An 18,944-nucleotide genomic window follows, 5' to 3' on the forward strand; every position below is an offset into this window, starting at 1 on the left:
GAGACACCGAGGTCCGCGGCGGTCCGGTGGTAGTCGCGGCGCTGGAAGTAGGCCAGGTCGAGGGCGGCGCGCAGCGGGGCGGGCAGGGACTGGACGATGTGGTCGGCGCGGGCGGCGACGGCGGCGGGGGCGGCGGCGCCGGTGGTGCGCAGCCGTTCCGCGGCGAGCCGGTGCGCCAGCGCGGCCAGCCAGGAGCGCAGCGGGCCCTCGGCCGGTTCGTAGGCGCCGGGGTGCTGCCAGACGTGCAGGAAGACTTCGCGGGTGACGGTGTCGGCCGCCTGTTCGTCGCCGAGTACGCCGAGTACGCGGTGCGCGAGCCCGTGCACGAGCGGGGCGAACCGGTCGTACAGCTCGCCGAGCGCCGCCGCCTCGCCGCGGGTCAGCCGCCGCCGCATCTCGCGGTCCCAGCGGGGCGGTGCGTCCTTCTTCGCCATGCGGCCCCCTTCGCGCCCGGCCGTCCCGGGGCGCTGCCCCGGGGAGGCGACCGGTCCAGCGTGTCTGCCTGGTCTCCTCGAACGTAGTCGGCACATTCGCCCGCGCACGCCCCTTTGTGCCGTTGTGCGCCCCCTGGAGAGCCCCAGGTGGTAGGGGAGCGTACGAAGCATCGGCTACCCCCTCTCTTCCAGATCATCTGCGATCGGGTCTGATGGAAAAGATCCCGAATGTGACTGAAACAAGTCCTCTGGGGCACCATGGTCGTTTGCTGTGCGGCGTTTGGGGGAACGGCCGCTGGGCAGCCGCGCGGAATGAAGCGTAGGAACTGCTTCCGTTTCCGGGCGGTTCCGGGCGGTTCCGGGGAAGATCCGGCGAGCGGAGGGCAGGCCGTGGCGTTGAACGTGACCGGCGACGGGCAGGGCGGATGGAGCGTCCTGCGGGTCGCGGGCGAACTGGACCTGGTGACCTCGCCGTTGCTGCGCCAGCGCGTCCATGACGTGGTGGCCGAGGGGCGGCACGACCTGGTGCTGGACCTCTCGGAGGTCTTCTTCTGCGACTCCAGCGGGGTCGGCGTGCTCATCGCCGCCCGCCGTCTGATCCGCTCCTGCCAGGGCCGTCTGCGGCTGATCCTGCCCGCCGGGGGCGCCGTCGACGGGTCCCACGTCAACCGCGTGCTCGGCGCCCTCGGCGTGCGCCGCCTCTTCGACGTCTACCCCGACCTGGCGGCGGCCGTCGACGACGAACCCCTGTCCGCCTGAGCGAGCCCCCTCCGGCCTCCCGCGCTTCCCACGACCCGTCCCGCACGCTCCACGCGCTCCCTGCGCTCCCTCCGCGCTGTTCGTGCCCTCCGTGCTCCGGTCGTGTCCGGGATTCACCCGGTCCTGGCACAGCCACGGCGTTCCGGCCCCTGGGGGCCACCCGCGTCGTACGCTCCCAGCCAACGCAGACCCCCACATGTGAGGCGGCCAGAGAAGACATGGTCAGCAGCGAGTACGAGCGCAGGATCGCGGCCCGGTTCGCCACCTTCGACCAGGACGGCAACGGCTACATCGCCCGTGAGGACTTCGGCGTGGCGGCCAGGGCGCTGCTCGCCGAGTTCCGCACCCCCGCGCGCTCCGACAAGGGCCAGGCCCTGTACGCCGGGGCGGAGGCCTTCTGGCAGGGCATGGCCGGGATCGCCGACCGCGACGGCGACCAGCGCATCACCCGGGAGGAGTTCGTGACCGGCGCCGTCAAACGGCTGCGCGACACTCCCGAACGGTTCGCCGAGATCGCCCGGCCCTTCCTGCACGCGGCCCTGGCCGTCGCGGACAGTGACGGCGACGGCGCCGCGACGGTCGCGGACACGGTACGGGTGCTCAGGGTGCTGGGAGTGCCCGAGGAGATCGCACGGGCGACCGCCGCCGCGCTCGACGCGGACGCGGACGGCCGGGTGGGCGAGGACGAGATCGTGCCGGCCTTCGCCCGCTACTTCACCGTTCCCGAGTAGGCGCCGCCGTGCTGTGCCGTCCGGCTGTGCCGCTGCCCGCGCCGCCCCTCGGGCCCCTTGGGTCCCCTGGGGCACCGGTCCTTCCGCCGCCCTCCTCACCACTGCCCGTCCCGCCGTCCGTCCCGCCGTCCGCCCCGCTGTCCCGCCCGTTGTCCCGAACAGCCGGGCGGTGGTGTGCGCGTGTGCGAGGGCCGGGCGCAACACGCCCGGACGCGCGAGCAGTTCGGATGACCTGCCGGGGCCCGGCCGGGGCCCGTACGACGGCACGGCACGCCCCGGCGGCGCGGTGCGCCGGGGACGTACGCCCGGCGGGACACGGCCCGCCCGGCGGTGCGCCGCCGCCGGTCCGGCGGGTCCCCGCGCGGGTCGCGGGCGCGGCCGTGAGCCCGCGCCCGCGCGCCGCCCGCGACCGCCTCCGGGCGCCCGAGCGCACCCGCCTCACCAGGCAGTCCACGCGCGTGCCCGCCTCGGCGGGCCGGTGGCGCGAGGGATCCGCCGCCGTGGTGATGTCACGGAGAGTGATCGATGACCGGCCGGAGCGGACCGGCCGTCACGGCACGGCGTACGGACCGCCGGACCGCGGTGAGGGGCTGTTCGGCAGCCGCCTCTTCCGGGACGCGGCACATGATGATCACGGAGAGTCGCGGCCGGATGGTGCCGTCGGCCGGACTCGTCACGTCCCGGAGTCACCGTCCGGCTCGGGTACCTTGTGTGAGATGCGAGTGGTTCCGAGGGCCGGGCGTCCCGGTGTTGCCCGTGCGGCGGCCCCGGATCCGGCGGTGCGCGCCGCTGTTCACGAGGTCGGGCGGCCTGTGTCGCCCATGGGTTCGATTCCCGGTGACGGGCGTCGCACAGTATGCCGCACGGGTACTCCTTCGCGCGGGAATATGCCCGAAGCGCTTGTTGCGGTGACGGTACGTCAACCATGCTGTCTGGCAAGGGAGTCACAGTCCGTGACCCTTGCTCTGGCCGTTGTTCTGGCCATGCAGAGAATGGCTGTGCTCGCGGACCCCGCACGGTGCGGGGTCGCGGGTCCGCCGGTTCGGATGGTGTGAGCGGTGCAGGTGCTTCAAGTGCAGCTGGAGATCCGGCCCGACCCCGCGGAAGTGGGGCGAGCCCGCAGGTGGGCCCGGTCGCGTCTCGCCGGGTCGGGGATAGCGGCCGACGAGCCGCTCGCCGAGACGCTGGTCCTGCTCGTCTCCGAGCTGGTCACCAACGCGGTGGTGCACACCGGCTGTCCGGCCGTGCTGCGCCTCTCCCTGCCCGGCACGGCGGCCGGGGCGGCGACCGTGCGCCTGGAGGTGGCCGACGCCAGCGCGTGCGCGCCCGTGCCGCGCTGCGCGGGCGACGAGGCCACGGGCGGCCGCGGTCTCGCCCTGGTCGACGGTCTGGCCGACCGCTGGGGCTGGAGCGCGGAGGGCGCCGGCAAGCGCATCTGGTGCGAACTGGACCGCTGTCCGCCGCCGGTGGCGTCCGTCACGGCGCGGCCCGCGGGCTGCGGCGGCCAGGCCCCCCTGTGCGACGGCACCGGACTCGACGCGGCCGCCTGGCAGGCCCCGGCCTACCGGGCGGCCGCCCGGCCGAACGGCGCGGACCACGAGGGTGTGGTGCACGGGGCGTTGAGGTACCAGGCGGTGTAGGCGGCCCGGAGGGACCCGTGAACGGTGCGGGCGGGGTGGCGTGCGCCGGGGGTGCTTCTGTGCGCGCCCGTTGTGATACCGGCATAACGGGCGAATCTCCGAGCAGCCATTGACGGTCCGTGTCCGTTTGATCACGCTTGTGGCAGCGATTCGCCGTGAGGGGACGTCGAGGGAGCCCGGGGGTCGGAGCCCTCGACGCATGTGAGTCGTGAGGTCGGCGTCGACCGGTCCCTTCAGGGGTGAGGGGGGTGGGACCGGTGCGCCGGAGCCGGACGGCGGTGCGCGGTGCCGTGCTCGGGGCGGGCATGGGCGTACCGCCGTCCGGACGTCGAGGTCCCCGGGGCGGGGCCGTCCACAGCCTGTGGACGGACAGACAGACAGACAGGCGGACGGACGGTTCCGTTCCGGCGGCTTCCTCAGTGCGCGGCGGTCGACGACACGGCGGCCCGCGCGGTGCGCTCCACCAGCGAAACGCCCTCGCTCATCGAGGCGTTGCCGTCGGACAGCACCGCCACCAGGCAGGGGCGCCCGTCCACGGTGATCCGCCCGACGCTGTTCACGTCCCAGAGGCCGGAGGTGCTGCGCTGGAGCCACCCGTTCTTCAGCGCCGCCCCCGCGGGCGACCCGGCCGCCGAGACACCCCAGTCCTGGTCGTCGGCGATCCCGTTCATCAGGGTGCGGATGTAGGCGCGGGAGGCCGCGTTCAGCGCACCGCTGCCTGTTGTACGGCTGCCTGCTGTGCCGTCGCTCGTCGTGCCGCCGCTCTCCGGGGCGAACACCGCGCGCAGCAGCCGTATCTGATCGCTCGCCGTCGTCCGGGTCAGACCCCAGCGGGGGCCGGAACCGCCCCGGGTCTCGGTCAGGCCCAGCCGCCGGTTCGCCGCGTCGAGCCCCGGCGCCTCGCCGATCTGCCGCCACAGGGCGTTCGCGGAGGCGTTGTCGCTCTGCCGGATCATGGGCTCCGCGTAGGCGCGTTCCTGCGCGGTGAGGGTCCGTCCGGCGTCCTGCGCCCGCAGCAGCGCCGCCGCGAGGATGTCGACCTTGATGATGCTGGCCGTGTCGTACGCGGTGTCGTCGCCGTACACGGCGGGCCGCTGCCGCGAACCGTCCAGCGGGAGCACCGCCGCCGTCACCCGGGGCGCGCCCGCCCGCGGCTCCTGCGACTGCGGCTGGGTCTGGGCCTGGGTCTGGGCGGCCTGGGCCGGTACGGCGGCGCTCAGCGCGCCCGCGGGCAGCAGTACCGCGGCCAGGGCGAGCAGGGCTCCGGTCTTCGGGCGGCGCTGCCGGGAGCGCGAAGAGTTCGGCATGGGGCGAAACATAAACAGAACACCCGGCGGCGGGCGGTGACGCCCGTCACCCTCGTCCCCGTTTCGCCTGAATTGTGAGAAGGGTCATGGGGTCGGCGGGGCGCGGGATCAGGCGGAGGCGGCGGTCGCCCCGGCCGCGGTCCGGAAGGTGCGCCGGTAGGCGGTCGGGGTCACGCCGAGGGCCGCCTGGAGGTGCTGCCGCATCGACTGGGCCGTGCCGAACCCCGACTCCTGGGCCACCTGGTCCACCGAGAGGTCCGTGGACTCCAGCAGATGCCGGGCCCGTTCGACCCGCTGCCGGGTGAGCCACTGCCCCGGGCTGACCCCGGTCTCCTCGCGGAAGCGGCGGGTGAAGGTCCGTACCGACATGGCCTCCTGCTCGGCCATGTCGCGCAACTGGATCGGCTCGTGCAGCCGCCCCAGCGCCCAGGCGCGGGCGGTGGTCGTGCCCGCCGCCGGTGCGTCCGGCACCGGCCGGTGGATGTACTGCGCCTGCCCGCCGTCGCGGTGCGGCGGTACGACGGTGCGCCGGGCCACGTCGTTGGCGACCGCGGTGCCGTGGTCGCGGCGCACCATGTGCAGGCACAGGTCGATCCCGGCCGCCACCCCCGCCGAGGTCAGCACGTCGCCGTCGTCGATGAACAGCACGTCCGCGTCGACGTCGATGCGCGGGAAGAGCCGCTGGAAGCGCTCGGCGTCGGCCCAGTGGGTGGTCGCGGGGCGGCCGTCCAGATAGCCGGCGGCGGCCAGCACGTACACACCCGTGCAGATGGAGGCGAGCCGGGTACCGGGCCGGATCCGGGCCAGCGCGGCGGCCAGCTCCCCGGTCAGCCTGCCCTCCTCGTACAGCGGCCCCAGCTCGTACGAGGCCGGGACGACCACGGTGTCGGCGCCGGCCAGGGCCTCCGGGCCGTGTTCGACGACGATCGAGAAGTCGGCGTCCGTCCGCACCGGGCCCGGGGGCCGGACCGAGCAGGTGACCACCTCGTACAGCGGGCGGCCCGCGGCGTCCGAGGGGCGGCCGAAGATCCGGTGCGGGATGCCCAGCTCGAAGGGGAGCAGCCCGTCCAGCGCGAGCACGACGACGCGGTGCGGGCGGTACGCGCGCGGGAGCCCTGCCCGGCCTCCCGGCTCCTCCGGGTCCTCCGGGTCCTCCGGGTCCGCCGGTTCTTCCGAGCCGTCCCTGTTCCTGTCCCTGTCCATGACGGAGTCCATGGCCCGATTCTAATGAATGCTGTCCTTCGGGCCACTCGTTGCGCGGACGCGCACGCCCGAAGCTGGGTGACGTGACCCAGACAACGCACCCCGCATCCGGCACCTCCGGGGCCGGTACCGAGGAACCGCAGCCGCCCCGCCGCCGGGCCCGCGTGCACCGCGCGTGGTTCGTCGCCGCCGTCACCTTCGGCACCATCATCGGAGCGGCGGCGTTCCGGTCCCTGCCCGGACTGCTCTTCGACCCGCTGCACGACGAGTTCGGCTGGTCGCGCGGCACGATCGGCGTCGCCGTCTCGCTCAACCTGGCGCTGTACGGGCTCACCGCGCCGTTCGCCGCCGCGCTGATGGACCGCTTCGGCATCCGCCGGGTGGTCGCCTTCGCGCTGGTCGTGATCGCCGTCGGCTCGGTCCTGACCGTGTGGATGACCGCGCCCTGGCAGCTGTGGCTGTGCTGGGGCCTGCTGGTGGGCCTCGGGTCCGGCTCGATGGCGCTGGCCTTCGCCGCGACCGTCACCAACCGCTGGTTCACCGAGCGGCGCGGCCTGGTCAGCGGCATCCTCACCGCGGCCTCCGCGTCCGGCCAGCTGATCTTCCTGCCCATCCTGTCCTGGACGGTCCAGTCGCACGGCTGGCGCCCGGCCGCCGTCACGGTCGGCCTCGCGGCCCTCGCCGTCGTCCCCTTCGTCTGGTTGCTGCTCCGCGACCACCCGGCCGACCTGGGCGTACGGCCCTACGGCGCGGCCGAGTTCGTGCCCAAGCCGCCGCCCGTGCCGGGGGCCGCCCGGCGCACGCTCGCCGTGCTGTTCTCGGCGGTGCGCACCGGCCCGTTCTGGCTGCTGGCCGGCACCTTCGCAATCTGCGGCGCCTCCACCAACGGCCTGATCCAGACCCACTTCGTGCCCGCCGCCCACGACCACGGCATGCCCGTCACCACGGCGGCCTCGCTGCTCGCGGTCATCGGGGTGTTCGACGTGGCCGGGACCATCGCCTCCGGCTGGTTCACCGACCGCTTCGAGCCGCGCCGGCTGCTCGCGGTCTACTACGCCCTGCGCGGCGTCTCCCTGCTCTTCCTGCCGATGCTGCTCGCGCCGGGCGTGCACCCGCCCATGGTCTTCTTCATCGTCTTCTACGGCCTGGACTGGGTCGCCACCGTGCCGCCCACGCTCGCCCTGTGCCGGGAGCACTACGGCGAGGACAGCGCGATCGTCTTCGGCTGGGTGCTCGCCTCGCACCAGGTCGGCGCGGCACTCGTCGCCTACCTCGGCGGAGTGGCCCGCGACGTCTTCGGCTCCTACGACGTCGTCTGGTACGCCTCCGGGGCGCTGTGCGCGGCGGCGGCGCTGATGGCCCTGGTGATCCGGCGCCGGCCGGCCGCGCTCGCGGGGGCGCTCGCCTGAGACGTACCGCTCCGGCGCCCGCCCCGGCGCCCGCTCAGGAGCGGGCGCGGGAACGGGCCTGGGAACGGGCCGCCGCGCGGGCGATCTTCCGGGCGTCCAGGGCCAGTTCGCGGAGCATGCCGCTGATGGGGTTGGTGAAGCCGGTGAAGTACAGGCCGGGCGCACCGGCCGGGGTGCGCGCGCCGGTCACCACCGGACGGCCGCGCTCGTCCAGCACGCCGAGGTGCCCGACCAGGGGCTCCAGGCCGCGGGCGTAGCCGGTGGCCGCGATGACCGCGTCCGGCCGGATCCGCTCGCCGTCGGCGAGGACGACCTCGCCGTCCTCGAAGCCGTCGACGGCGGCCGTGATCTCGACCCGGCCGGTGCGCACGGCCTCGATCAGACCGACGTCCTGGACCGGGATCGCCCCCTGCCCGACCCGGGTGTACAGGCCGGTGTCCGGGCGGGGCAGGCCGTGCGCGGACAGGTCGGGGACGCTCAGGCGGCCGAGCGGTCCGGCGAGCCGGTCGACGAGCGCGACGGGCAGCCGTCGGCACAGCACTCCGGTGTACTGCGCGGGCCACCCGGCGGTCGAGCGGCGCAGCAGGTGCGGGGCGGTGCGCACGGCCAGCCGCACCCGCGCGGCGCCGCCCTCCACCAGGTCGACGGCGATCTCGGCGCCGGTGTTGCCGATGCCCACGACGAGCACGTCCCGGCCGGCGTACGGGCCGGGCGAGCGGTAGGCCGAGGCATGCAGCAGCTCGCCGGTGTACGTGGCGCGGCCGGGCCAGTCGGGCAGGCGGGGCGTGTGGTTGTAGCCGGTGGCGACGACCACGGCGGTGCCGGTCAGCTCCCGGCCGCCGGTGGCGCGCAGCAGCCAGCCGGTGCCGTCGGCGGTGCGCTCCACCCGGGAGACCTCGACCCCGGTCACGATCTCCAGCTCGTGGTGCTCGGCGTACTTCTCCAGGTACCGCACCACGTCGTCGCGCGCCACCCAGCGGCCGAACCGGCGCGGTATCGGCAGTCCGGGCAGCGCCGAGAGCCGTCGGGTGGTGTGCAGGCGCAGCCGGTCGTAGTGCCCCCGCCAGGAGGCGCCGACCCGGTCGGACCGCTCCAGCACGACGGCGCGCACGCCCCGCGCGCGCAGCGCGTACGCGGCGGCCAGGCCGCCCGGACCGGCCCCGATGACATAGACGGGCCGGTCGGTCTGCCCGGGTGCGGGCACCGGCGGCGGAGCGGGGGCGGCGGCGGTGGACGGGGAGTCGGCCATGAGCGCGAGCGTAATCACGCACCCGGTTGATGGGTCTCGGTCAAGACCGGAATTGGTTGCGGATTGATCACGTACGACTCGATCAGGTGCGGCCGCGTGCCGGGCCGGGCGCCGTGCCCCGCGGCAACTCAGGTGTCGGACCCGGTGGATTCGGACACAATGGCCGGATGGCCGAGATATCTGACAAGCCCCTCGTCGACCCCGCTCCCGTGCTGCGCGGCCACGGCCTGCGGCTGCGGCTGTGGGACCTGGAGTCCGAGGCCGATCTGGCGGCGTGGCTGCGCGGGCGGACGGACCCGGAGTTCCTGCGCTGGAACACCCCGCTGGTGAGGGAACAGGAACCGGCCGACGCGCGGGAGTCGCTCGCCTCCCATCTGGACACCGCCAAGGGCGGCATGGGCATGCCCTTCTGCGTCACGGACGAGGCGACCGGCGCCACCCTGGGGCACGTCGGGATCGGCGTCCTCAGCCGCCCGATGCGCTCCGGACGGGTCGGCTACTGGGTGCTGCCCGAGGCCCGGGGCCGCGGCGTCGCGACCCTCGCGCTGCGCCTGGCGGGACGCTGGGCCTTCGACGAGTTCGGCCTGCACCGCCTGGAACTGGACCACGCCGTCGGGCACGAGGCGTCCTGCCGGGTCGCCGAGCGCTGCGGCTACCTCTACGAGGGGACCGCGCGCGGCGCCATGTGGCAGGCGGGCCGCCGCGACGCCTTCCGCGACTGCCACCTGCACGCCCGCCTCGCCATCGACCCGGAACCCGAACTGCCCTGATCCGCCGTCTCATTGACGCGCGGAGAAAATCGGAGGCGGCTCCGGGCGCGGCGGCGGAGCATGAGGCATGACGACCCACGACGACTGGTACTTCACCCGTGACCCCGGCGAATTCCTCGCCCGCGCCGGGGACTTCCTGCGCTCGCGCCCCGCGCGGCATACCGTGCACCTGACCGTGGCGGAGACGCTGCGCACCCGCGGGGCCCGGGTGTACGGCGCGAGCGACCCCGAGTTCGGGGTGCTGGCGGGAGCGGACGGGCACGGCGTGCGGGCGGCGTTCCTGCGTACGCCGCCGCATCCGCTGGTGCCCACCGCGCTGACCGGGCGGCAGGCCGACGCGCTGGCGGCGCGGCTGGCCGGGCGGGAGCACGACGGGAGCGGCGGCCTCACCGGAGTGAACGCCGACGACGCCACGGCCGCCGCCTTCGCCGCCGCCTGGCGGCGGCACACCGGCGCCCGTACCGCCGTCCGGCGGCGGCTGCGGCTGTACCGGCTGGGCGAGCTGACCGCGCCGCGCCCCGCGCCGCCGGGCCGGGCGCGCACCGCGGGCGCGGCGGACCGGGAGCTGCTGGCCCGCTGGTACGTGGAGTTCTCCGCCGCCGTCGGCGAGGCGGCCGTCCGCGATCCGGCGGACTGGGCCGCCGACCGTGCCGAGCGCGGTGACGTGCTGTTCTGGGAGGCCCCGGACGGGACGCCCGTCGCCATGGCCGGAAGTGCGCCGCCGGTCGCCGGTCAGATCCGGGTCAACGCCGTCTACACCCCCGCGCACCTGCGGGGCCGCGGCTACGCGGGCGCCGTCACCGCGGAGGTCAGCCGGGCCGCCGCGCGGACGGACGGCGTCCGCGAGGTGCTGCTCTTCGCCGACCTCGCCAACCCGACCAGCAACGGCCTGTACCAGCGCATCGGCTACCGCCCGGTCTCGGACTTCGCGGTGCACACCTTCACCGGATGACGCCCGGACGACGACCGGAAGGCGCCGGGCGGTGGCGGGAGCGGTGCGAGCGCCGGGGACCGGGCGGCGGCCTCACGGCCACAGCAGCTCCCGCACCCAGCCCCTCTCCTCCCGTCCCTCCCGTTCCTCCCGTCCCCCCTGTGCCGCCCGCGCCCGGTAGCGCAGGCGGACATGGCGGCGCCGGGCGTCGCCCTGGAAGAACTCGACCTCGTCGGGGCGCAGCCGGTAGAGCGTCCAGGAGGGGGCGTCCGTGTCCGGTGCGGCCTCGGCGCGCTGCCAGGCCGCGGCCGAGGCCCGGTCCAGTTCGCCGAGGGAGCCGAGGACTTCGCTCTGCGCCCCGGTGAGGGCGGCGGCCAGCGCCCCCGTCGAGCGGGCGTGCAGATCCGTCCGGGCCTCTGCACGGGGCGCGGCGGTGACCGGGCCGCGCACCCGGACCTGGCGGCCCAGCACGGGCCAGTAGAAGAGGAGCGCCGCATGCGGGCGGGCGGCCAGCTGGCGGCCCTTGCGGCTGCCCGCGTGGGTGGCGAAGGCCCAGCCCCGCGCGTCGGCGCCGTGCAGCATCACCACGCGTACGTCCGGGTCACCCCCGGCGTCGGCCGTCGCCAGGGACATGGTGTGCGGCTCTGGCTCACCGGCCGCCACCGCCTGCGCGAACCACGCGGTGAACAGGTCCAGGGGGTCGGCGGGCGCCTCGCCCGGATCGAACGCGGGCAGCCGGGTGACCTCCGGGTCCCACACGCGCAGCGACCTCAGCAGGGCGTCGAGATCCGTGTCCATGCCCCGAGTATCGCCCGCCCCCCGCACCCTGGCGTTCACCCTGCGCCCGGACCCGCCCGGGGACCGGACCGCACCCTGCGCGGCGCCCCGCAACACGGCAGGCGGCGGTCCACCCGGGTGAACCGCCGCCTGCCTGACAGGACTTGTGGCCTGGAGGTGCCGTGAGAGCGCCCGGCCGGAGGGCCCGCTATCTCGTCGGCTTCCTGCCGGTGACGCCCAGGTACACCAACAGCGCCAGGTTCGGCTTCAGTTCGGCCTGCTTCACGCCCCAGGAGGTGAAGCCCTTCTGGTGCGAGGCGACGGCGGCGAGCATCGTCACCAGCGAACCGGCGACGGCGGCCGGGTTCACGTCCTTGTCGACCTTGCCCTTGGACTGGAGTTCGGCAACCGAATCCGCGAGGGAGCCGTTCACCGCGTTGAGGATCTTCATACGGAGTTTGTAGAAGCGCTTGTCCCCCTCGGCCGCCCCGAGGTCGATCACGCGCAGGATCGCGTCGTTGCGGCGCCAGAAGTCCAGGAAGCCGTCGACGAGTTCCTGGGCCGTCTGCCAGCCCGCCTTGCCGGCCCAGGACCTGCCTTCGAGCAGCCCGGCCAAATCGGCGCCCTCGGCGGCCATTTGCTCGGCGATCTCCAGGACGGCACCCTCGACGTCCGGGAAGTACTGGTAGAAGGTGGCGGGCGAAGTGCCCGCCTTCCGGGCGACATCGATGACCTTGACGTCCCGGTAGGGGGAGGAGCTGAGCATCTCGCTGAGGCAGTCGAGCAGCTTCTGCCGGGTCGCCTGCCCACGCCGGCCGGCCACGCGGCCGTCGACGGTACGCACTTGTCCTGTCATGTCGTCAGCTTACCGAGGGGTGATGGGAGCGCGATTCGGCCGACTGCAAATGGGTCGCGAGGGCGCTGCGAGGCTGGTGTGCCTGGTCTGCGCGGTGCGGCAGTCCCGGCTACTTTGACGGCATGGCCGAAAACAGGGCATCCGCGTACACGGAGGGCGTCCCCTGCTGGGTGGACGCACAGCTCCCCGACACCGCCGCGGGGCGGCGCTTCTACGGTGAGCTTTTCGGGTGGACCTTCGAGGAGAGGGAGGCGTACGGCGGCTCCGTCGTGGCCCTGCTGGAGGGGGAGCCCGTCGCCGCGCTCACCCCGAAGTCGGACGGCCGGATGCCCACCGTCTGGACGGTGTACTTCGCCGCCCCGGACCTCGGGGCGCTGGCCGGGCGGATCCGGGCGGGCGGCGGCCAGCTCCTCGGCGAGCCCCGGCGGCTCGGCCCGTACGGCACCGCGGCGCTGGCCGCCGGTCCGGAGGGCGCCGTGTTCGGACTGTGGCAGCCGGGGCGGCACGCGGGCTTCGGCCGCCGCCACCGGCCGGGCAGCTTCGGCTGGGTCCAGCTCTACACCCGTGACACCGAGGGCGCGAACACCTTCTACGGCGGCCTCTTCCACGCGGCCCTGTTCGGCCCCGGCGCCCGGCCCGACTTCGGCCGGGCCCCGGTCGCGGACGTCTTCCCGGCCGAGATGCCCCCGCACTTCCTCGTCCACTTCCTGGTCGAGGAGACCGGAGCCGCCCTGGACAGCGTCGTCCGGCTCGGCGGCCGGGTCCAGGTGCCGCCCTTCGAGACGTCGTACGGGAAGGTCGCGGTCGCCATGGACGACCAGGGGGCGTCCTTCGCCGTCATGGAGCGGTGAAGATAATGGCGGGGCGGTGAAGGTCGGACACCTGACGCCGTCCGCGCGGCGGGAAACCGTCATTCCGCGCCGAAAATACACCAGGACATCCCGGTTCGTCGGCGGGTTCGCAACCAGTGCCGCGGCCAGGAAGAATCGGAGTGCGTGCCGCCACGGCGGTGCGGTGGTGAGACGCTGCACGGGGGCCGCGGACACACGGAGGTGGCGCGGCTCGTACGGGGAGGTGGCAGGCAAGTGGTGGATCAGCTGACGCAGCACGATCCGCGGCGGATCGGTCCGTTCGAGGTGCTGGGACGGCTGGGCGCCGGCGGCATGGGACTGGTCTATCTCGCGCGCTCGGCGTCCGGCCGGCGGGTGGCGATCAAGACGGTCCGCACCGAGCTGGCCGAGGACCAGCTCTTCCGGGTGCGCTTCACCCGCGAGGTGGAGGCGGCACGGGCGGTCTCCGGCTTCTACACGGCCGCGGTGGTGGACGCCGACCCGCGCGCCGCCGTGCCCTGGCTGGCCACCGCCTATGTGCCCGCGCCGTCGCTGGAGGAGATAGTGACCGAGTGCGGGCCGCTGCCCGCGCAGGCGGTGCGCTGGCTGGCGGCGGGCGTCGCCGAGGCGCTCCAGTCCATCCACGGCGCCGGGCTCGTGCACCGCGACCTGAAGCCGTCCAATGTGCTCGTCGTCGAGGACGGGCCGCGGGTGATCGACTTCGGTATCGCCTCCGGCGTCTCCAACACCCGCCTGACCATGACGAACGTCGCCGTGGGCACGCCCGCCTACATGTCGCCCGAGCAGGCCAAGGACTCGCGCAGCGTCACCGGCGCCAGCGATGTGTTCTCGCTCGGCTCCATGCTCGTCTTCGCCGCCACCGGACACCCGCCCTTCCACGGCGCCAACCCGGTGGAGACCGTCTTCATGCTGCTGCGCGACGGCCCGGACCTCGAAGGGCTCCCGGACGAGCTGCGCCCGCTGATCGAGTCCTGCATGCAGATGGAGCTGGCGGCCCGGCCCACCCCGGCCGACCTCCAGTCGCAGCTCGCGCCCCACCTCTTCGGCTCAGGATCCGACGACAGCGGCACCGCCTCCGCCTGGCTGCCCGCCCCGGCGGTCGGCCTGATCGAGTCCCGCCGCGGCGGACGCCTGCTCCCGCCGCCGCCCACCTCGGGCGGCCCGGCGAACGGCGCCCGGCCCCCGATGGCCCCGCCGCCCCCGCCCTCCTACGACCCCGCCGTCCCGGCCCCGCAGGCGCCGCCGCTGCCCGCGCTGCCCGCGCCGGTCGGCGCCCCCGACAGCGGCCCGGTACGGCTGGCCGGTGCCGCCGCGCCCATCGGCCCCGGCCCGCGCGTCGCCGACGCCCGCGCCGCCGCGGTGAAGGCGCCGCCGCCGGAGGCGAGCCTCGCCGCCACCTGGTCCAAGCCCCGCCCCGGCGCCGCGCCCGTCGTCCCGGCCGCGCCCGCCGCGCCGCCGGAGACCGCGCCCGGCTGGCGCCCCTGGCGCTTCCGGATGTCCAACGACGTCTGGGGCACCCCGGCCGTCGCCTCCGACCTCGTCTACGTCACCTCCTTCGAGGTGCACGCCCTGGACGTGGCCACCGGCCGCCGCCGCTTCAAGACCCGGGACGTCGCCTGGTCCATGGCGGTCGCCGACGGCCGCGTGCACGCCTCCGACGGCCCCACCCTGTTCGCGCTGAACGCCCGCGACGGCGCCGACCTGTGGCGGCTGCCGGCCGACGCCTGGGTGTACACGATCCAGGCGGAGCGGGGCACGGTCGTCACCGGCACCCGCGGCGGCGGCGTCCAGGCGTGGGAGGCCGCCGGCGGCCAGAAGCTGTGGGAGATCACCGGCTGCCAGACCGACTTCGAGTCGCCCGAGGCGGGCCCCGCCCTGCACGAGGGCACCGTCTACGTCTGGCAGGACGCCCGGCTGCGCGCCCTGGAGGCCCGCACCGGCGAGGAACGCTGGTCCTACCCGATCGGGGACGCGGCCTCCTGCGGCGGCGTCCCGATGCGCATCACCGCGGCACCCGACGGCTACGCCTACATCTCGGCCGGCACCCGGGTCCTCGCCGTCGACGTGGCGAGCGGCCGTGTCCGCTGGCACTTCGAGGCGCCCGCCGTCTTCCTCTCGCCGCCCGCCTTCGTGCCGGGCCCGGCGGTCGCCGGCGGCGGCGTCTACCTCGCCGACTACCTGGGCACCGTCTACGCCCTGGACGCCACCGACGGCCGCGACCGCTGGCGGATCGCCACCGAGGCGCGGGCCTCCGTCGACCCGGTCCTGGTCGCCGCCGGGCATGTGCACGTCGGCAGCGGCAAGGGGCTCTACACCCTGGACGCGGTGACCGGCACGCCCAAGTGGCGCTTCCAGTCCGGCGGCGAGATCGTCGGCTCCCCGGCGGTCGCCGAGGGCCGTATCCACTTCGGCTCCACCGACCACCTGCTCTACACGCTCAAGGCCGACGACGGCCGGCTGCGCTGGAAGCTGGCGACCGGCGGCGAGATCACCGGCTCACCGGTGGTCCGCGACGGCGTCGTCTACGCGTGCAGCAAGGACCGCTGCGTCTACGCCCTGGACGCCGAGAAGGGCACGGGCACGGCCCGCACCACCGCCTGAACACACACGTCGGCCGCGACGGCTCCCCCTCCGCGCCGCCGCGGCCGATCCCCCGTGTGTGCGAACGGACCCGGCTCAGGCCTTCTCGTCCGTCGCGTGGATGTTGTCCGTGCCCGCCTCGCCGGCTTCCTCGTCCGCCTTGAGCGGGTTCGGGGTGGTCAGCGGCTCGCTCGTGGCGTGGATGTTCTTCGCGCTGACCGCGCCGCCGGGCTTGGTGCCGGTGGCGTGGATGTTGCCGTTGCTCTTCTCGTCGTCGCTCATGTCCGCTTTCCCCGTCTCAAGGATTCCGTTCGTTGGCCGGGCAGTCCGCCCGGAGGCTCCCCCGAGGGCCTCCGGGCGGACTGCCCGGGGCCGTTCACCCTATGGCACGGCCCTGATCCGTTCCGCCTGCCCCCCGACGCGACGGAACGACAGGTCGAGAGTGCCGTGCGGCGATAAACAAACGATGAACGCCCGGCCCGGGGGCGGGCCGTGGGCTCAGGCCACGGCGAGCGGGTTGATCAGTGCCCGGACCGCCTCGGCCTCCGGCGCGCCCGACGCCTCGTAGAGCGCCAGGGCGTCCTGCCAGCAGACCTGGGCGCGGCCGGTCTGCCCGATGCCGCTGAGGGCGCGGCCGAGGACGACGAGCACGTTCCCGCGCCGCCAGTCGCCGCCGATGTCCCGGAGCACGCCGAGGGCCAGTTCGGCGCCTGCCGCGGCCTGCGCGGGCCGCCGGGCGGCGAGGTCGACCTCGGCCAGCCGGAACAGCGTCATGCCCGCCCACAGTTGCTGGCGGCTGTCCTGGAAGACGGTGAGCGCTTCCTGGAGCCGGGCCGCCGCCTCGCTCGTCCGGCCGCTCTGGGTGAGCGCAAGGCCCAGCGCGTAGCGGCCGTTGGCGCCCTTGAGCGCGTGCCCCATGTCGTCGTACATGTCGGTGCCCTGCTGGGCCAGCGACACCGCGCTGTGGGTGCGCCCGCTGTCCAGGTGGATCCGCGACAGGTTGCACAGCGCGCTGGCCTCGCCCGCGCGGTCCTGGCAGGCGCGGAACCCCTCGATGGCCCGGGTGAGCAGGCTCTCGCCGTCCTCGAACCGCTTCTGGTAGATCGCGATCACGCCGAGGGTGTTGTACGCCCAGCAGGCGGCCAGCGGATCGGTGCCGGAGCTGAGCCGCGCGGAGTGCTCGGCGGCCCGCACCGCGAGGTCGAAGCGGCCGGTGATGCTGTGGACGTAGGCGAGGCAGATCAGGGCACGGGCCTCGGCCCGCGGGGCGGCGTCGCGTTCGGCCGCGTCCCGCAGCGCGGCGGCGACGCTCTCGTACGCCTTGGAGTTGGTGCCCGACTCGGCGAGGTCGACGGCCGCCCACAGGGTGTCCACGGCCCGCTCCAGGGACGCGGGCCGGGTGGACTGGCGGACGCAGGCCAGCAGCGAGACCGCCTCGGTGTACAGCCAGTCCTGGGCCTTGTGCCGGTCCTCGAAGACCAGCCCCGGGTGGCGCGCGGTGTGCAGATGGTCCACCAGCCGGTCGCCCGGCCGCTCCAGCGCGTACGCGCCCGCCGCCGTGGCCAGGTAGAAGTCCAGCAGCCGCGACAGCGCCGCGTCCCGCTCGCCGGGCGGCTGCTCGTCGCGTTCGGCGCACGCGCGGGCGTAGAGCCGGACCAGGTCGTGGAAGCGGTAGCGGCCGGGGGCGGCGGACTCCAGCAGGGAGGTGTCGACGAGCGCTTCGAGCAGGTCCTCGGTGTCCTCGGCGGGCAGGTCGAGGACGGCCGCCGCCGCGGCGAGGGAGATGTCCGGGCCGTCGGCCAGGCCCAGCAGCCGGAAGGCACGGGCCTGGGCGGGCTCCAGCTGGCCGTAGCCCAGCTCGAAGGTGGCCTTCACCGCCAGGTCGCCCGCCTGGAGTTCGTCCAGACGGCGCCGCTCGTCGGCCAGCTTGGCGGCCAGCACGGAGACCGTCCAGGTGCGCCGGGCGGCCAGCCGGGAGGCGGCGATACGGATGGCCAGCGGCAGGAAGCCGCAGGCGGCGACCACGTCGAGGGCCGCCTCGCGCTCGCTCGCCACCCGCTCCTCGCCGACGATCCGGACGAAGAGCTGGAGCGCCTCCTCCGGGCTCATCACATCCAGGTCGACCAGATGGGCGCCCGCGAGGCCGACCATCCGCACCCGGGAGGTGACCAGCGCGGCGCAGCCCTCCGTGCCCGGCAGCAGGGGTCTGATCTGGGCGGCGTCGCGCGCGTTGTCCAGCAGCACCAGGACCCGGCGGCCGTCCAGGACGGAGCGGTACAGGGCGGCCCGCTCCTCCAGCGAGTCGGGGATCGCCGAGTCGGCGGTGCCCAGGGCGCGCAGGAAGGAGCCGAGGACGGTCTCCGGTTCGGCCGCGCGCTGGCCCGCGCCCTGGAGGTCGACGTAGAGCTGGCCGTCGGGGAAGGACGCGCGGGCCCGGTGCGCCACATGGACGGCCAGGGTCGTCTTGCCGACCCCGCCGATCCCGGCCAGCGCCGAGACGGCCATCACCCGGCCCTCGGCCGAGGCCAGCATGTCGCTCAGCTCGGTGACGAAGGACGTGCGGCCGGTGAAGTCGGGCACGGTCGCGGGCAGTTGAGCGGGCCGCACCGGTGCCGCCACCGGCTCGGGCGCGGGGGCGGAGGGCTCGGCAAGGGCCGGGTCGGCGCGCAGGATCCGCTGCTGGAGCTCGCGCAGCTCCGGGCGCGGGTCCACGCCCAGTTCGTCGGCGAGCAGCCGCCGGGTGTCCGCGTACACGGCCAGCGCCTCGGCCTGCCGGCCGCTGCGGTAGAGGGCGAGCATCAGCAGCTCGCGCAGGCGTTCGCGCAGCGGGTGGGCGGCGGTGAGCGCGGTCAGCTCCGAGACGGCCTCGCCGTGGCGGGCCTGTTCCAGGTCCATGTCCAGGCGCGCCTCCAGCAGTTGCAGCCGCCACTCCTCGAGGCGCACCCGCTGGGCCTCGGCGTACGGGCCGGGCACCCCGGCCAGGGGCTCGCCGTCCCACAGGTGCAGCGCGCGGCCCAGCAGTGCCCGTGCCCGGTGCAGGTCCCCGGCGGCGCGGGCCTTGTCCGCCTCCGTGCCGAGGTCCTGGGCCGTGGCCAGGTCCAGCGCGCCCGCGTCGAGGCCGCGTACGGCGTAGCCGCCGGACTCGCTGACCAGCACCCCGGGGTCCAGGACCTTGCGCAGCCGGGAGGCGTAGGTGCGCAGCGCCGCCAGCGCCTGCGAGGGCGGCTCCTCGCCCCACAGGGCGTCGATCAGCTCGGCCGCCGTCGCCGTGCGCCCCTCGCGCAGCAGCAGCGCGGCGAGCAGGGCGCGCTGCTGCGGCGACCCGGTGGGCAGCGGCTCCTCGCCGCGCCAGGCGCGCACCGGTCCGAGTACGCAGAAGCGCAGCGCCGCCGGCCGTCCGGCACGCCGCTGCTCAGGTACTCGGGGTACACCGTCCATCGCTGCTCC

15 protein-coding genes and 1 pseudogene are annotated in these 18,944 nt (G+C 75.0%); 8 read left to right on the plus strand and 8 right to left on the minus strand.

The features are described from left to right. Nucleotides 1–152: 152 nt before the first annotated feature. Nucleotides 153–605: pseudogene (locus tag B086_RS46090) on the minus strand (sigma factor); the annotation flags it as partial. A 219-nt stretch (nt 606–824) separates the two neighbouring features. Between B086_RS46090 and B086_RS0114430 the strand changes: the two are divergent. From B086_RS0114430 to B086_RS39995, 3 genes are all read left to right on the plus strand, one after another. Beyond that, entirely contained in the window at nt 825–1,193 is a 369-nt protein-coding gene (locus B086_RS0114430; RefSeq protein ID WP_018567125.1) for an STAS domain-containing protein, read from the plus strand. Nucleotides 1,194–1,411: 218 nt separating this feature from the next. Next, entirely contained in the window at nt 1,412–1,924 is a 513-nt protein-coding gene (locus B086_RS0114435) for an EF-hand domain-containing protein (RefSeq protein ID WP_018567126.1), read from the plus strand. Nucleotides 1,925–2,997: 1,073 nt separating this feature from the next. Next, a complete protein-coding gene (locus tag B086_RS39995) occupies nt 2,998–3,564 on the plus strand; it encodes an ATP-binding protein (protein ID WP_018567128.1) in 567 nt (188 codons plus the stop codon). Nucleotides 3,565–3,980: 416 nt separating this feature from the next. Here the strand turns inward: B086_RS39995 and B086_RS0114450 are convergent, their stop codons facing one another. Both B086_RS0114450 and B086_RS0114455 read right to left on the minus strand, forming a co-directional pair. Next, a complete protein-coding gene (locus B086_RS0114450) occupies nt 3,981–4,871 on the minus strand; it encodes a serine hydrolase (RefSeq protein ID WP_018567129.1) in 891 nt (296 codons plus the stop codon). A gap of 108 nt (nt 4,872–4,979) precedes the next feature. Then, nucleotides 4,980–6,086, minus strand: coding sequence for a GlxA family transcriptional regulator (locus tag B086_RS0114455; protein ID WP_018567130.1), 1,107 nt, complete (start codon nt 6,084–6,086; stop codon nt 4,980–4,982). A gap of 71 nt (nt 6,087–6,157) precedes the next feature. Here B086_RS0114455 and B086_RS0114460 point away from each other — a divergent pair, with 71 nt between their 5' ends. Then, nucleotides 6,158–7,483, plus strand: coding sequence for an MFS transporter (locus tag B086_RS0114460; protein WP_026252423.1), 1,326 nt, complete (start codon nt 6,158–6,160; stop codon nt 7,481–7,483). Between the two features lie 34 nt (nt 7,484–7,517). Here the strand turns inward: B086_RS0114460 and B086_RS0114465 are convergent, their stop codons facing one another. After that, on the minus strand, nt 7,518–8,732 hold the full coding sequence (locus B086_RS0114465; protein ID WP_018567132.1) for a flavin-containing monooxygenase: 1,215 nt from the start codon (nt 8,730–8,732) through the stop codon (nt 7,518–7,520). Nucleotides 8,733–8,899: 167 nt separating this feature from the next. Between B086_RS0114465 and B086_RS0114470 the strand changes: the two genes are divergently transcribed. Together B086_RS0114470 and B086_RS0114475 are read left to right on the plus strand one after the other, a co-directional pair. Then, nucleotides 8,900–9,502: a GNAT family N-acetyltransferase gene (locus B086_RS0114470; RefSeq protein ID WP_018567133.1), complete on the plus strand. Its 603-nt coding sequence runs from the start codon at nt 8,900–8,902 to the stop codon at nt 9,500–9,502. Between the two features lie 67 nt (nt 9,503–9,569). Continuing rightward, nucleotides 9,570–10,454 (plus strand): GNAT family N-acetyltransferase, encoded by an 885-nt coding sequence (locus B086_RS0114475; protein ID WP_018567134.1) that lies wholly within the window; start codon nt 9,570–9,572, stop codon nt 10,452–10,454. 72 nt (nt 10,455–10,526) lie between these two features. Here B086_RS0114475 and B086_RS0114480 read toward each other — a convergent pair whose 3' ends face one another. Further along, on the minus strand, nt 10,527–11,231 hold the full coding sequence (locus tag B086_RS0114480) for a pyridoxine/pyridoxamine 5'-phosphate oxidase (RefSeq protein WP_018567135.1): 705 nt from the start codon (nt 11,229–11,231) through the stop codon (nt 10,527–10,529). A 187-nt stretch (nt 11,232–11,418) separates the two neighbouring features. Further along, nucleotides 11,419–12,054, minus strand: coding sequence for a TetR family transcriptional regulator (locus tag B086_RS0114485; protein ID WP_018567136.1), 636 nt, complete (start codon nt 12,052–12,054; stop codon nt 11,419–11,421). A gap of 134 nt (nt 12,055–12,188) precedes the next feature. Here B086_RS0114485 and B086_RS0114490 point away from each other — a divergent pair, with 134 nt between their 5' ends. Beyond that, the gene (locus B086_RS0114490) at nt 12,189–12,917 is read left to right on the plus strand and encodes a VOC family protein (protein WP_037873491.1); all 729 of its coding nucleotides are present in this window, start codon (nt 12,189–12,191) and stop codon (nt 12,915–12,917) included. A gap of 234 nt (nt 12,918–13,151) precedes the next feature. Further along, the gene (locus B086_RS0114495; RefSeq protein WP_018567138.1) at nt 13,152–15,518 is read left to right on the plus strand and encodes a serine/threonine-protein kinase; all 2,367 of its coding nucleotides are present in this window, start codon (nt 13,152–13,154) and stop codon (nt 15,516–15,518) included. Nucleotides 15,519–15,593: 75 nt separating this feature from the next. On the opposite strand, the gene B086_RS0114500 is transcribed toward B086_RS0114495, so the two are convergent. Next, nucleotides 15,594–15,779 (minus strand): hypothetical protein, encoded by a 186-nt coding sequence (locus B086_RS0114500; RefSeq protein ID WP_018567139.1) that lies wholly within the window; start codon nt 15,777–15,779, stop codon nt 15,594–15,596. 216 nt (nt 15,780–15,995) lie between these two features. After that, nucleotides 15,996–18,935 carry an AfsR/SARP family transcriptional regulator gene (locus B086_RS0114505; protein ID WP_018567140.1) on the minus strand — a complete coding sequence of 980 codons (2,940 nt, stop codon included), beginning with the start codon at nt 18,933–18,935 and terminating at the stop codon, nt 15,996–15,998. Nucleotides 18,936–18,944 lie beyond the last annotated feature (9 nt).

Origin of the sequence: Streptomyces sp. PsTaAH-124 (assembly GCF_000373685.1) — a bacterium.
GTDB classification, from domain to species: domain Bacteria; phylum Actinomycetota; class Actinomycetes; order Streptomycetales; family Streptomycetaceae; genus Streptomyces; species Streptomyces andamanensis.